The sequence below is a fragment of the Streptomyces sp. NPDC059582 genome (assembly GCF_042735715.1).
Lineage (GTDB): Bacteria > Actinomycetota > Actinomycetes > Streptomycetales > Streptomycetaceae > Streptomyces.
Genome location: NZ_JBHWCC010000033.1, coordinates 87,392 through 99,729 on the forward strand (window position 1 = coordinate 87,392; position 12,338 = coordinate 99,729).

Consider the following 12,338-nt stretch of genomic DNA (forward strand, 5'->3'; position numbering starts at 1 on the left):
CCTTGAGCCCTCCGGCCTCCTTGGGCCCCTCGGCCTCTCTGCCCCCGAGGCCCCCCGCGGCCCCTCAGTCTCCTCAGGCCTTGGTCAGCGTGGCCTCGGCCGCCGGGCCCGGCAGTCCCGCGTCCGCCGTCCCCGGTCGCTCGCGCAGGGACAGCAGCACCCGCAGCACCGCGATCCACACCAGGCACGAACCGAGCATGTGCAGGCCGACCAGCGCCTCGGGCAGGTCGGTGAAGTACTGGACGTAGCCGATGACGCCTTGTGAGAGCAGCACCAGGAACAGGTCACGCGTCCGGTCCAGCGGCCCCTTGGGCGCGTCCACCGCCTTGAGGACGAACCACAGCGCGAAGGTCAGCGTCACCACGATCCAGGCCAGCACGGCGTGCAGCTTGCTGATCGTCTCCCAGTCCAGCGGCATCCGCTCGACCTCGCTGGAGTCGCCCGCGTGCGGACCCGAGCCCGTGACCACCGTACCGACGGCGATCAGCAGCACCGAGGCGGCGACCAGGAACCACACCAGCTGCTGCACCGCCTTTCCGGCCAGCGGCTTGGGTGCCGTGTCACCCTCCCGGGTGCGCTGCCACATCACCGTGGCGACCGCGATCAGCGCGGAGGAGAGCAGGAAGTGGGCCGCGACCGTGTACGGGTTGAGGCCGACGAGCACCACGACGCCGCCGAGGATCGCGTTGCTCATCACGACCCAGAACTGCGCCCAGCCCAGCCGGGTCAGACTGCGCCGGTACGGCTTCTCCGAGCGGGCGGCGACGATCGCCCAGCCGACCGCCGCGCACAGCACGTACGTCAGCATGCGGTTGCCGAACTCTATGGCGCCGTGGAAGCCCATCTCGCTGGTCGCGGTGAGCGAGTCGGTGGTGCACTTGGGCCAGGTCGGGCAGCCGAGGCCGGAGCCCGTCAGGCGTACGGCGCCGCCGGTGACGACGATCACCACCGACATGACGAGCGCGGCGAGGGCGGCCCGCTGGACGGTCCGGGGTCGCGGGGTCCAGCGTGCGGCGATGAAGGCGAGCGGGTTGCGCACGGCCGCTACGGCGTCGGCGGGGGTCACGTTTGGCACGCGCCCCATCGTAGGGGTCCGCTTGTGCACGCTTTCACGAGGGTCGGCCCGGGCGGTTCGCCCGCCGCCGGTTCCCCCGCTCGCCCGGGCGCTACTCCCAGCGGAAGAACCTGCCCGCCGCCGCCAGCCCCAGGACCCCCCACACGGCCAGGATCCCCAGGTCGCCCCACGGCATCGCGGCCCCGTGCTGGAGCACGTCCCGCAGTCCGTCCGACAACGCGGAGATCGGCAGCAGCCCGAGCACGTCCTGCGCGCCGGACGGGAACTTCTCCGTCGGGACGATCACCCCGCCGCCGACGAGCAGCAGCAGGAACACCAGGTTGGCGGCGGCCAGGGTGGCCTCGGCCTTGAGCGTGCCGGCCATCAGCAGGCCGAGCCCGGAGAACGCGGCCGTGCCCAGCACCAGCAGGAGCAGCACCGCGAGCGGGTCGCCGTGCGGCGACCAGCCCAGCGCGAGGGCGATCACCGTCACCAGGACCACCTGGAGGATCTCGGTGACCAGCACCGATGCCGTCTTCGCGGTCATCAGGGCCCAGCGGGGCAGCGGCGAGGAGGCGAGGCGCTTCAGCACGCCGTAGCGCCGCTCGAAGCCCGTCGCGATGGCCTGGCCGGTGAACGCCGTGGACATCACGGAGAGGGCCAGGATGCCCGGGGTGAGGAAGTCGACGGCCTTGCCCGCGCCGGTGTCGACGACGTCCACGGAGCTGAAGAGCAGGAGCAGCAGCGTCGGGATCACGACGGTCAGCAGCAGTTGCTCGCCGTTGCGCAGCAGCATCCTCGTCTCGAGCACGGCCTGGGCCGCGATCATGCGGGGCAGGGGGGCCGCACCCGGCTTCGGGGCGTACGCCCCGGTGATGGTCGTCGTCACGAACGCGACTCCTTGCCCGTGAGCTCCAGGCCGTCGGCCGCGGTCATGAGCGCAGCTCCTTGCCCGTGAGCTCCAGAAATACGTCTTCGAGGGTGTGCCGTTCCACCGAGATCCGGTCCGGCATCACGCCGTGCTGGGCGCACCAGGACGTGACGGTGGCCAGCAGTTGAGGGTTCACCTTGCCGACGACCCGGTACGAACCAGGCGTCAGTTCCGCGGCCGTGCAGTCCGCGGGGAGCGCCTTGAGCAGGGACCCCACGTCCAGGCCAGGCCTGCCCGTGAAGCGCAGGGTGTTCTCCGCGCCGCCGCGGCAAAGCTCCTCGGGGGAGCCGTGGGCGATGACGTGGCCCGCGTCGATGATGGCGACGTCGTCGGCGAGTTGCTCGGCCTCGTCCATGTAGTGGGTCGTGAGGATCACGGAGACGCCGTCGGAGCGCAGGTCCCGGACCAGGTCCCAGGTGGCCCGGCGGGCCTGCGGGTCGAGGCCAGCGGTCGGCTCGTCCAGGAAGACCAGTTCCGGGCGTCCGACGACGGCCATCGCGAGCGCGAGCCGCTGCTGCTGGCCGCCGGAGAGCCGGCGGTAGGCGGTACGGCCGCAGCCGCCGAGCCCGAGGCGTTCTATGAGCGCGTCCACGTCCAGCGGGTGGGCGTGCAGCTTCGCCACGTGCCGGAGCATCTCGTCGGCGCGGGCGCCCGAGTAGACGCCGCCGGACTGGAGCATCACACCGATCCGGGGACGCAGCTCACCGGCCTGTCTCACCGGGTCGAGGCCCAGGACGCGCACCGTGCCGGAGTCCGCGGTGCGGTACCCCTCGCAGGTCTCGACGGTGGTCGTCTTGCCGGCGCCGTTCGGACCGAGTACGGCGGTGACGCCTGCCTCGGCCGTCAGGTCGAGGCCGTTCACCGCGGTTTTCGTTCCGTACCGCTTCACCAGGGCCTGGACCTGGACGACAGGCTCACTTCGCATGGGTCCAGAGTCTAGGTACGCGCCGGGCGTCCCGGACGGGCGGGTGCGGGATCTCCTCCGCACGGGGTCCCGCGCGCGGTCCCGGGGCGGCTCCGGCGGGTTCGACACCCCCGTCCGGCGCCCCGGTGGGCGACGAATTTTTTGCCGGGTCGGCGCGCTTGCCGAGCGGGAAGACCGACGCGTCCGGACCCGCACGCCGACCCGCCCCCAGGGCGCCGTGCGGCGAGTGCCTCCCGAGCGACAACTGGGCCGGTCGGAGGGGGTTTCGGGCTACTTACCTGACCCTGCGGAAAGGCCGTGACGACGGGCTGATTTGATCGATCAAAGATCGTTTCCCCAGGTCAGCTTAGGTATGCCTAAGTGATGCAGGGCACCGTCCGGCGGAGCGGACGCCGCTTGCCTGGCTCTGAGGAATTACGCAACAATGGTGTTGTGAAATACGTCGGCGAAGCTCGGGAGACCCCCAGCGGGGCCCCTCAGGAGGAGCTCGCGACCGGAGAGCGCTCGACGCGCAACCGGGTCGCGCGATCCATCCTGGACCACGGGCCGTCGACCGTCGCCGAGCTCGCCGGACGGCTGGGACTCACACAGGCGGCCGTACGACGGCATCTGGACGCGCTGGCCGCCGACGCCGTCGTGGAGCCGCGCGAGCAGCGGGTCTACGGCGCACGCACGCGCGGCCGTCCCGCCAAGGTGTTCGCCCTGACCGACTGCGGCCGCGACGCCTTCGACCAGTCCTACGACAAGCTCGCCGCGGACGCCCTGCGCTGGATCCAGGAGCGGTTCGGCGGGGACGAGGCGGTCATGGCCTTCGCCCGCGCGCGGATCGCCGAACAGGCCGCCGCGTACCGCGCGGCGATCGAGGCCGCCGCCCCCGAAGAGCGCACCGAAGCCCTGGCCAAGGCCTTGAGCGCGGACGGGTACGCTGCTACGGCGCGTAGCGCGCCCCTCCCGCAGAAGGGCGAGCAGCTCTGCCAGCACCACTGTCCGGTGGCCCATGTCGCGGAGAAGTTCCCGCAGCTGTGCGAGGCGGAGACCGAGATCTTCTCCCAGTTGCTCGGCACCCACGTCCAGCGGCTGGCGACCATCGCGCACGGTGACGGCGTCTGCACGACGTTCATCCCCAAGATTTCCCACACGCAACTTCACAGCCCCAACGCATCTGCAAGCACGGCCGGGAGGAACCCCGCATGACTCTCCCCACGGAGACTGCTCACCCCGAACTCGAGGGTCTGGGCAAGTACGAATACGGCTGGGCCGACTCCGACACGGCCGGCGCCTCTGCCAAGCGCGGCATCAACGAGGACGTCGTCCGCGACATCTCCGGGAAGAAGAGCGAGCCGGAGTGGATGACCAAGCTCCGTCTCAAGGGCCTGCGCCTCTTCGAGAAGAAGCCGATGCCGAACTGGGGATCGGACCTGTCGGGGATCGACTTCGACAACATCAAGTACTTCGTGCGCTCCACCGAGAAGCAGGCGGAGTCCTGGGAGGACCTGCCCGAGGACATCAAGAACACGTACGACAAGCTCGGCATCCCGGAGGCGGAGAAGCAGCGCCTCGTCGCCGGTGTCGCGGCCCAGTACGAGTCCGAGGTCGTCTACCACCAGATCCGCGAGGACCTGGAGGAGCAGGGCGTCATCTTCCTGGACACCGACACCGCCCTGAAGGAGCACCCGGAGCTCTTCAAGGAGTACTTCGGCACCGTCATCCCCGTCGGTGACAACAAGTTCGCCTCGCTGAACACCGCCGTGTGGTCGGGCGGCTCCTTCATCTACGTCCCGCCGGGCGTGCACGTGGAGATCCCGCTCCAGGCCTACTTCCGTATCAACACGGAGAACATGGGCCAGTTCGAGCGGACCCTGATCATCGTCGACGAGGGTGCCTACGTGCACTACGTCGAGGGTTGTACGGCCCCGATCTACAAGTCGGACTCGCTGCACAGCGCCGTGGTCGAGATCATCGTCAAGAAGAACGCCCGCTGCCGCTACACGACCATCCAGAACTGGTCGAACAACGTCTACAACCTGGTCACCAAGCGCGCCGTGGCGTACGAGGGCGCGACCATGGAGTGGATCGACGGCAACATCGGCTCCAAGGTCACGATGAAGTACCCGGCCGTCTACCTGATGGGCGAGCACGCCAAGGGCGAGACCCTCTCCATCGCCTTCGCGGGCGAGGGCCAGCACCAGGACGCCGGCTCCAAGATGGTCCACATGGCGCCGAACACCTCCTCGAACATCGTCTCCAAGTCGGTGGCGCGCGGTGGCGGCCGTACCTCGTACCGCGGTCTGGTCGAGATCGGCGAGGGCGCCCACGGCTCGAAGTCCAACGTGCTGTGCGACGCGCTGCTCGTCGACACCATCTCCCGCTCCGACACGTACCCCTACGTGGACGTCCGCGAGGACGACGTGTCCATGGGCCACGAGGCGACCGTCTCCAAGGTCTCCGAGGACCAGCTCTTCTACCTGATGAGCCGCGGTCTCTCCGAGTTCGAGGCGATGGCGATGATCGTGCGCGGCTTCGTCGAGCCCATCGCCAAGGAACTGCCCATGGAGTACGCCCTCGAACTCAACCGGCTGATCGAGCTCCAGATGGAAGGCGCGGTCGGCTAAGCCCCGTCCGTCGTCCCGTCAAGCCACTCACGTAAGAAAGCGAGCAGACCGACAGCCATGGCTGAGGCTCAGAACATCCCCGTGGGCTCCACCACCGCGGGCCAGATCGCGGTGGCCGCCGAGTCGACCGTCGCCACGCGCATGAGCGCGCCCCCGTCCTTCGACGTGGCGGACTTCCCGGTCCCCCACGGCCGCGAGGAGGAATGGCGGTTCACCCCGCTGGAGCGTCTGCGCGGGCTGCACGACGGCACCGCGGTCGCCACCGGCGACGGCGTGACGGTCGACGTGCAGGCCCCCGCGGGCGTCACGGTCGAGACCGTCGGCCGCGACGACGCCCGGATCGGCAAGGCGGGCACCCCGGTGGACCGCGTGGCCGCGCAGGCGTTCTCGGCGTTCGAGAAGGCCGGTGTCATCACCGTCCCCAAGGAGACGGTGCTCACCGAGCCGATCCGGATCGCCGTGCACGGCGAGGGCGGGGTCGCCTACGCCCACCAGGTGGTCGAACTGGGTGCCTTCGCCGAGGCCGTCGTCGTCATCGACCACACCGGTGACGCGGTCCTCGCCGCCAACGTCGACTTCGTCCTGGGCGACGGCGCCAAGCTGACCGTCGTCTCCGTCCAGGACTGGGACGACAAGGCCGTGCACGTCGGCCAGCACAACGCGCTCATCGGCCGCGACGCCACCTTCAAGTCGTTCGTGGTCACCTTCGGCGGCGACCTCGTACGCCTGCACCCGCGCGTCGCCTACGCGGGCACCGGCGGCGAGGCCGAGCTGTTCGGCCTGTACTTCACGGACGCCGGCCAGCACCAGGAGCACCGCCTCCTGGTCGACCACAACACCCCGCACTGCAAGTCGAACGTCGCTTACAAGGGCGCGCTCCAGGGCGACGGCGCGCACGCGGTGTGGATCGGCGACGTGCTCATCGAGGCCAAGGCCGAGGGCACGGACACGTACGAGATGAACCGCAACCTCGTGCTGACCGACGGCGCCCGCGTCGACTCCGTGCCGAACCTCGAGATCGAGACCGGCGAGATCGTCGGAGCGGGGCACGCGAGTGCGACCGGCCGCTTCGACGACGAGCAGCTGTTCTACCTGATGGCCCGCGGCATCCCCGCCGACGAGGCCCGCCGTCTGGTGGTCCGCGGCTTCTTCGCCGGACTCGTCCAGCAGATCGGTGTCGACGACATCGAAGAGCGCCTCCTCGTGCGGATCGACGAGGAGCTGGAGGCGTCGGTCTGATGACGACGTTCCTACGCGCCTGTGGGCTGAGCGAGCTGGCCGAGGACACCCCGAAGCGGGTGGAACTCGACGGCACGCCGGTCTCGGTCGTGAAGACCGAGGGGGAGGTGTTCGCGATCAACGACATCTGCTCGCACGCCAACGTCTCGCTCTCCGAGGGCGAGGTGGAGGACTGTCAGATCGAATGCTGGCTGCACGGCTCCGCGTTCGACCTCCGCACCGGCAAGCCGTCCGGCCTTCCCGCGACGCGCCCCGTCCCCGTATACCCCGTAAAGATCGAAGGGGACGACGTGCTCGTCTCCCTCACCCAGGAGTCCTGAGGCACCCATGGCAACGCTTGAAATCCGAGACCTGCACGTCACCGTCGAGGCCGACAACGCCACGAAGGAGATCCTCAAGGGCGTCGACCTCACCGTGAAGCAGGGCGAGACGCACGCCATCATGGGCCCCAACGGCTCCGGCAAGTCGACTCTCGCCTACTCGCTCGCGGGTCACCCGAAGTACACGATCACCAGCGGCACCGTCACCCTCGACGGCGAGGACGTCCTGGAGATGTCCGTCGACGAGCGCGCCCGCGCGGGCCTGTTCCTGGCGATGCAGTACCCGGTCGAGATCCCCGGCGTCTCGGTCTCCAACTTCCTGCGCACCTCCGCCACCGCCGTCCGCGGCGAGGCCCCCAAGCTGCGTACCTGGGTGAAGGAGGTCAAGGAGACCATGGAGCGCCTGTCCATGGACCCCTCCTTCGCCGAGCGCAACGTCAACGAGGGCTTCTCCGGCGGCGAGAAGAAGCGCCACGAGATCCTCCAGCTGGAACTGCTCAAGCCGAAGATCGCGATCCTCGACGAGACCGACTCCGGCCTGGACGTCGACGCCCTGCGCGTCGTCTCCGAGGGCGTCAACCGCGTCCGCGAGACCGGCGAGGTGGGCACCCTGCTCATCACGCACTACACGCGCATTCTGCGCTACATCAAGCCCGACTTCGTCCACGTCTTCTCCGCCGGCCGCATCGTCGAGTCCGGCGGCGCCGAGCTCGCCGACAAGCTGGAGAACGAGGGCTACGAGGCTTACACGAAGGGTGGCGTATCCGCGTGACGCAGCTGCCGGGCCTCCTCGACACCGAGGCGATCCGCAAGGACTTCCCCATCCTGGACCGACTGGTCCACGACGACCGGAAGCTCGTGTACCTGGACAACGCGGCGACTTCGCAGAAGCCGCGACAGGTGCTGGACGCACTCAGTGAGTACTACGAGCGCTACAACGCCAACGTCCACCGCGGTGTGCATGTGCTCGCCGAGGAGGCCACGGCGCTGTACGAGGGCGCGCGCGACAAGGTCGCCGCGTTCATCAACGCGCCGAGCCGCGACGAGGTGATCTTCACCAAGAACGCCTCCGAGTCGCTCAACCTCGTGGCCAACATGCTGGGCTGGGCCGACGAGCCCTACCGCGTGGACCACGAGACCGAGATCGTCATCACGGAGATGGAGCACCACTCCAACATCGTGCCGTGGCAGCTGCTGTCGCAGCGCACGGGCGCGAAGCTGAAGTGGTTCGGCCTGACCGACGACGGCCGGCTCGACCTGTCCAACATCGACGAGATCATCACCGAGAAGACGAAGATCGTCTCCTTCGTGCTGGTGTCGAACATCCTGGGCACGGTCAACCCGGTCGAGGCGATAGTGCGGCGCGCGCAGGAGGTCGGTGCGCTGGTCTGCATCGACGCCTCGCAGGCCGCGCCGCACATGCCGCTGGACGTCCAGGCACTCCAGGCCGACTTCGTGGCCTTCACCGGTCACAAGATGTGCGGCCCGACGGGCATCGGAGTGCTGTGGGGCCGCCAGGAACTCCTGGAGGACCTTCCGCCCTTCCTGGGCGGCGGCGAGATGATCGAGACGGTGTCGATGCACTCGTCGACGTACGCCCCGGCACCCCACAAGTTCGAGGCGGGCACCCCGCCGATCGCGCAGGCGGTCGGTCTGGGCGCGGCGATCGACTACCTGTCCGCGATCGGCATGGACAAGATCCTCGCGCACGAGCACGCGCTCACCGAGTACGCGGTGCGCCGGCTGTCCGAGGTGCCGGATCTGCGGATCATCGGCCCGACGACGGCCGAGGACCGGGGTGCGGCGATCTCCTTCACGCTCGGTGACATCCACCCGCACGACGTGGGCCAGGTCCTCGACGAGCAGGGCATCGCGGTACGGGTCGGCCACCACTGCGCCCGACCGGTCTGCCTGCGCTACGGAATTCCTGCGACCACGCGAGCGTCGTTCTATCTGTACTCCACGCCGGCCGAGATCGACGCTCTGGTCGACGGTCTGGAGCACGTACGGAACTTCTTCGGCTGAGGGGCGTGCTGAAACGGTGAAGCTGGACTCCATGTACCAGGAAGTCATCCTGGACCACTACAAGCACCCGCACGGGCGCGGTCTTCGGGATGGCGACGCCGAGGTGCACCATGTGAACCCGACGTGCGGTGACGAGATCACGCTGCGGGTGAGGTACGACGGCACGACGATCAGCGATGTCTCGTACGAGGGACAGGGCTGCTCGATCAGCCAGGCCTCGGCCTCCGTGCTGAACGACCTCCTCGTCGGCAAGGAACTGGCCCAGGCGCAGAAGATCCAGGAGACCTTCCTGGAGCTGATGCAGTCCAAGGGCCGGATCGAGCCCGACGACGCGATGGAGGAGGTGCTGGAGGACGCGGTCGCGTTCGCCGGTGTCTCCAAGTACCCGGCCCGGGTGAAGTGCGCTCTCCTCAGCTGGATGGCGTGGAAGGACGCGACGGCCCAGGCGCTCGGCGAGGCCGACGCCGAAAGGAAGACGGCATGAGCGAGACCGTTGAGATGAAGCCCGCCTCGGAGGAGGAAGTCCGTGAGGCGTTGTACGACGTCGTCGACCCCGAACTGGGCATCGATGTCGTCAACCTCGGCCTGATCTACGGCATTCACATCGACGACGCGAACATCGCGACGATCGACATGACCCTGACCTCGGCGGCGTGTCCGCTGACGGACGTGATCGAGGACCAGGCCAAGTCCGCCACGGACGGGCTGGTGAACGAACTCCGCATCAACTGGGTGTGGATGCCGCCGTGGGGCCCCGACAAGATCACGGACGACGGGCGCGAGCAGCTCCGGGCGCTGGGCTTCAACGTCTGAGCCCGTGACCGCGTCCGCGCGAGCGACATGCAGTGGCCCCCGGCGACAGCCGGGGGCCACTGTCGTCGCCGGGCTCAGCTCACGCCGTCCACCAGCCAAAACGCCGAGTCGGAGCGGTACAGGTCGGTGTTCCGGTACGGGTCCAGGCGCAGTTGGAAGCTCTTGTGGCGCAGATAGCGGCCGGGGTAGTTCACCGACTCCAGCATGACCGCGCCGGAGCCGGCGGCGGAGTCGCGGGGGCAGAAGGTGGCGTCCTTGCCGAAGAGGGACGAGCCGTCGTCCCGCTCCGCACGCAGGACGAACTCGCGATGCCGGAGGTAGGTGCCGTCGGCCGTGGCGAAGGAGTAGCAGGACGCGTCGGCCAGGCCCTCGACCCGGGTGAAGCTGGCGTCCCGGCGGCCCGAGGACGAGGTGACGGCGTCCAGCTTCACCAGGCCGCCGCTCAAGTGCCAGTAACGGTTGGGGTAGTTGACCGAACGGACGGACGTCGAGCTCGTCGGCGGCTTGGGCGTGGACGGTGAACCGCCGCTGGAACCGGCGGACTTGGTCGGCCGCGCGGAGCCCGCGGTGCCGGGGGTGTCGGCCGTGGCGGTGGGTGTGGGAGTCGTGATGCCCGTCGTCCCCGTCCCCGACGGGCCGCCCGCCCCGCCGGCTGTCCCGGCGCCCGGTGCGGACGGGGTGGCGAAGGAGATCAGGCCGGGCACCGTCGCCTCGGACCCGGGCGCGGCCCTCCTGGTCGTGGATGACGCCTCGTCAGAGTCCCTCTCGGTGAGGGTTATCGCTAATACGCAGGCTCCGATGGTCGATATCGCGAGAACGCCGGCCAGCCAGAGGCGGCGCGTTCCCGGAGCCCGGGTGGTGTCCGGGGCCCAGCCGCTCTCCCACGGTTGCTGCCGAGGGGGCTGGGACATGTCTTGTGGCATACGCGGTTCCTTCGGCGACGCCCCGAGGCGACGGCTTCGGCCGTGATGGTGGGGGGTGTGAGTGGTGAAAGAGTGGTGAAAGAGTAGTGCAGGCGCGGGGCCGCGGAGGTCGGTTTCGGTGAGCGGCTTCCGAGGGGTGGACGGCGGCCTGCGGGGTCCGGGCGCGGCGCTGTTATGTACACTTGTACACATGGGATACCTGACGCTCGCCGGAGCCATCGCCGCCGAGGTGGCCGCGACGACCGCCATGAAGTACAGCGACGGTTTCAGCAGGCTGTGGCCCTCGATGCTGACCGCCCTCGGCTATGTCGTCGCCTTCGCGCTGCTCGCGCACACCCTGAAGACCGTGTCGGTCGGCACGGCCTACGCGATCTGGTCGGGGGCCGGAACCGCGACGATCGCCGTCATCGGACTCGCCCTGTTCGGCGAGGCGTTGACCCTCGCCAAGGTCGCCGGGCTGGTGCTGATCGTCGGCGGGGTCCTGGTGCTCAACCTGGGCGGCGCGCACTGATGCCCCGCCGTCACGACCCCGCGCGACGACAGCGGATCATCGACGCGGCGATCCGGGTGGTGGGGGAGAAGGGCCTGGCCGGGCTGAGCCACCGTTCGGCGGCGGCCGCGGCGGACGTTCCGCTCGGCTCGACGACGTACCACTTCACGACCCTCGACGAACTGATGGTCGCCGCGCTGCGGCAGGCGAACGAGGGCTTCGCCAAGGTGGTCGCCGCGCGCGGCGGCCTGGCCGATCCGGGCGCCGACCTGGCCGCGGAGCTCGCCGCGCTGCTGGGCGAGTGGCTGGCCGGCGACCGGACCGGCGTCGAGCTGGAGTACGAGCTCTACCTCGCCGCCCTGCGCCGCCCGGCCCTGCGGCCGGTCGCCGCCGAGTGGGCCGACGGTCTCGCCGCCCTGCTCGCGTCCCGCACGGACGCGGTGACGGCCCGCGCCCTGGTCGCCCTGATGGACGGAATCTGCCTCCAGGTCCTGCTGACCGACACCCCGTACGACGAGGAGTACGCCACGGAGGTGCTCGCACGGATCACCCGCCCGGCAGCGCCGCCCCGCCGGCACAGCTGCCCGTCGTGAACGCGGCTTGCGCATGCCTGAGTGTCGTGAACGCGGCCTCCGTGCACCCGCTCGCACCGCCGCACCGCCGACGCAGCTGCCCGTCGTGAACGCGGCTTGCGCATGCCTGAGTGTCGTGAACGCGTTTCCGCGCCCCCGCCCGGCGGCGCCGCAGCGCCCGCATGCCTGGCTGTCGTGAACGCGGCCTCCGTGCACCCGCTCGCACCGCCGCACCGCCGACGCAGCTGGCTGTCGCGGACGCGGCTTGCGCACGTCTGAGTGTCGTGACGCGGTTTCCGCGCACCCGCCCGACAGCGCCGCAGCGTCCGCACGTCTGAGTGTCGTGAACGCGGCCTCCGTGCACCCGCTCGCACCGCCGCACCGCCGACGCAGCTGGCTGTCGCGGACGCGGCTTGCGCACGTCTGAGTGTCGT

Annotated in this window: 14 protein-coding genes; 10 read left to right on the plus strand and 4 right to left on the minus strand. The window is 69.7% G+C overall.

The window, feature by feature from the left end; genetic code table 11:
- Window positions 1–73 precede the first annotated feature (73 nt).
- The 3 genes from ACFV0T_RS26025 to ACFV0T_RS26035 all read right to left on the minus strand — a co-directional run bounded on the left by ACFV0T_RS26025 (window position 74) and on the right by ACFV0T_RS26035 (window position 2,910).
- Window positions 74–1,084: a heme A synthase gene (locus tag ACFV0T_RS26025; protein WP_385783651.1), complete on the minus strand. Its 1,011-nt coding sequence runs from the start codon at window positions 1,082–1,084 to the stop codon at window positions 74–76.
- An 82-nt stretch (window positions 1,085–1,166) separates the two neighbouring features.
- On the minus strand, window positions 1,167–1,883 hold the full coding sequence (locus ACFV0T_RS26030; protein ID WP_385783706.1) for an ABC transporter permease: 717 nt from the start codon (window positions 1,881–1,883) through the stop codon (window positions 1,167–1,169).
- Between the two features lie 103 nt (window positions 1,884–1,986).
- Window positions 1,987–2,910: an ABC transporter ATP-binding protein gene (locus ACFV0T_RS26035; protein ID WP_385783653.1), complete on the minus strand. Its 924-nt coding sequence runs from the start codon at window positions 2,908–2,910 to the stop codon at window positions 1,987–1,989.
- A 432-nt stretch (window positions 2,911–3,342) separates the two neighbouring features.
- Here ACFV0T_RS26035 and ACFV0T_RS26040 point away from each other — a divergent pair, with 432 nt between their 5' ends.
- The 8 genes from ACFV0T_RS26040 to ACFV0T_RS26075 are packed head-to-tail and all read left to right on the plus strand — an operon-like array spanning window position 3,343 to window position 9,919.
- Window positions 3,343–4,104, plus strand: a complete 762-nt coding sequence (locus tag ACFV0T_RS26040; protein WP_385783656.1) for a helix-turn-helix transcriptional regulator — start codon at window positions 3,343–3,345, stop codon at window positions 4,102–4,104.
- Entirely contained in the window at window positions 4,101–5,522 is a 1,422-nt protein-coding gene (gene sufB, locus ACFV0T_RS26045) for a Fe-S cluster assembly protein SufB (RefSeq protein WP_385783659.1), read from the plus strand. Before ACFV0T_RS26040 ends, sufB begins: the two co-directional genes overlap by 4 nt.
- A gap of 57 nt (window positions 5,523–5,579) precedes the next feature.
- Complete coding sequence (sufD, locus tag ACFV0T_RS26050; RefSeq protein WP_385783661.1) at window positions 5,580–6,761, plus strand: Fe-S cluster assembly protein SufD; 1,182 nt, start codon at window positions 5,580–5,582, stop codon at window positions 6,759–6,761.
- Window positions 6,761–7,081, plus strand: a complete 321-nt coding sequence (locus ACFV0T_RS26055; protein ID WP_385783664.1) for a bifunctional 3-phenylpropionate/cinnamic acid dioxygenase ferredoxin subunit — start codon at window positions 6,761–6,763, stop codon at window positions 7,079–7,081. The genes sufD and ACFV0T_RS26055 overlap by 1 nt, the downstream gene beginning before the upstream one ends.
- A 7-nt stretch (window positions 7,082–7,088) precedes the next feature.
- Window positions 7,089–7,853: a Fe-S cluster assembly ATPase SufC gene (gene sufC / locus ACFV0T_RS26060; protein ID WP_385783666.1), complete on the plus strand. Its 765-nt coding sequence runs from the start codon at window positions 7,089–7,091 to the stop codon at window positions 7,851–7,853.
- A complete protein-coding gene (locus tag ACFV0T_RS26065; RefSeq protein ID WP_385783668.1) occupies window positions 7,850–9,106 on the plus strand; it encodes a cysteine desulfurase in 1,257 nt (418 codons plus the stop codon). The genes sufC and ACFV0T_RS26065 overlap by 4 nt, the downstream gene beginning before the upstream one ends.
- A 16-nt stretch (window positions 9,107–9,122) precedes the next feature.
- A complete protein-coding gene (gene sufU / locus ACFV0T_RS26070; protein WP_385783671.1) occupies window positions 9,123–9,590 on the plus strand; it encodes a Fe-S cluster assembly sulfur transfer protein SufU in 468 nt (155 codons plus the stop codon).
- Window positions 9,587–9,919, plus strand: coding sequence for a metal-sulfur cluster assembly factor (locus tag ACFV0T_RS26075; protein ID WP_073494514.1), 333 nt, complete (start codon window positions 9,587–9,589; stop codon window positions 9,917–9,919). Before sufU ends, ACFV0T_RS26075 begins: the two co-directional genes overlap by 4 nt.
- Before the next feature lie 74 nt (window positions 9,920–9,993).
- Here the strand turns inward: ACFV0T_RS26075 and ACFV0T_RS26080 are convergent, their stop codons facing one another.
- Entirely contained in the window at window positions 9,994–10,623 is a 630-nt protein-coding gene (locus ACFV0T_RS26080) for an AbfB domain-containing protein (RefSeq protein WP_385783675.1), read from the minus strand.
- Between the two features lie 409 nt (window positions 10,624–11,032).
- On the opposite strand from ACFV0T_RS26080, the gene ACFV0T_RS26085 reads away from it, so the two are divergent.
- Window positions 11,033–11,353 (plus strand): DMT family transporter, encoded by a 321-nt coding sequence (locus tag ACFV0T_RS26085; protein WP_385783677.1) that lies wholly within the window; start codon window positions 11,033–11,035, stop codon window positions 11,351–11,353.
- Window positions 11,353–11,925 carry a TetR/AcrR family transcriptional regulator gene (locus ACFV0T_RS26090; RefSeq protein WP_385783679.1) on the plus strand — a complete coding sequence of 191 codons (573 nt, stop codon included), beginning with the start codon at window positions 11,353–11,355 and terminating at the stop codon, window positions 11,923–11,925. Before ACFV0T_RS26085 ends, ACFV0T_RS26090 begins: the two co-directional genes overlap by 1 nt.
- Window positions 11,926–12,338 lie beyond the last annotated feature (413 nt).

Coding starts and splice junctions, on each gene's coding strand:
- ACFV0T_RS26025 (WP_385783651.1), bottom strand. CDS start 1,084: ATGGGGCGCGTGCCAAACGTGACCCCCGCCGACGCCGTAGCGGCCGTG.
- ACFV0T_RS26030 (WP_385783706.1), bottom strand. CDS start 1,883: ATGATCGCGGCCCAGGCCGTGCTCGAGACGAGGATGCTGCTGCGCAAC.
- ACFV0T_RS26035 (WP_385783653.1), bottom strand. CDS start 2,910: ATGCGAAGTGAGCCTGTCGTCCAGGTCCAGGCCCTGGTGAAGCGGTAC.
- sufB (WP_385783659.1), top strand. CDS start 4,101: ATGACTCTCCCCACGGAGACTGCTCACCCCGAACTCGAGGGTCTGGGC.
- sufD (WP_385783661.1), top strand. CDS start 5,580: ATGGCTGAGGCTCAGAACATCCCCGTGGGCTCCACCACCGCGGGCCAG.
- ACFV0T_RS26055 (WP_385783664.1), top strand. CDS start 6,761: ATGACGACGTTCCTACGCGCCTGTGGGCTGAGCGAGCTGGCCGAGGAC.
- sufC (WP_385783666.1), top strand. CDS start 7,089: ATGGCAACGCTTGAAATCCGAGACCTGCACGTCACCGTCGAGGCCGAC.
- ACFV0T_RS26075 (WP_073494514.1), top strand. CDS start 9,587: ATGAGCGAGACCGTTGAGATGAAGCCCGCCTCGGAGGAGGAAGTCCGT.
- ACFV0T_RS26085 (WP_385783677.1), top strand. CDS start 11,033: ATGGGATACCTGACGCTCGCCGGAGCCATCGCCGCCGAGGTGGCCGCG.
- ACFV0T_RS26090 (WP_385783679.1), top strand. CDS start 11,353: ATGCCCCGCCGTCACGACCCCGCGCGACGACAGCGGATCATCGACGCG.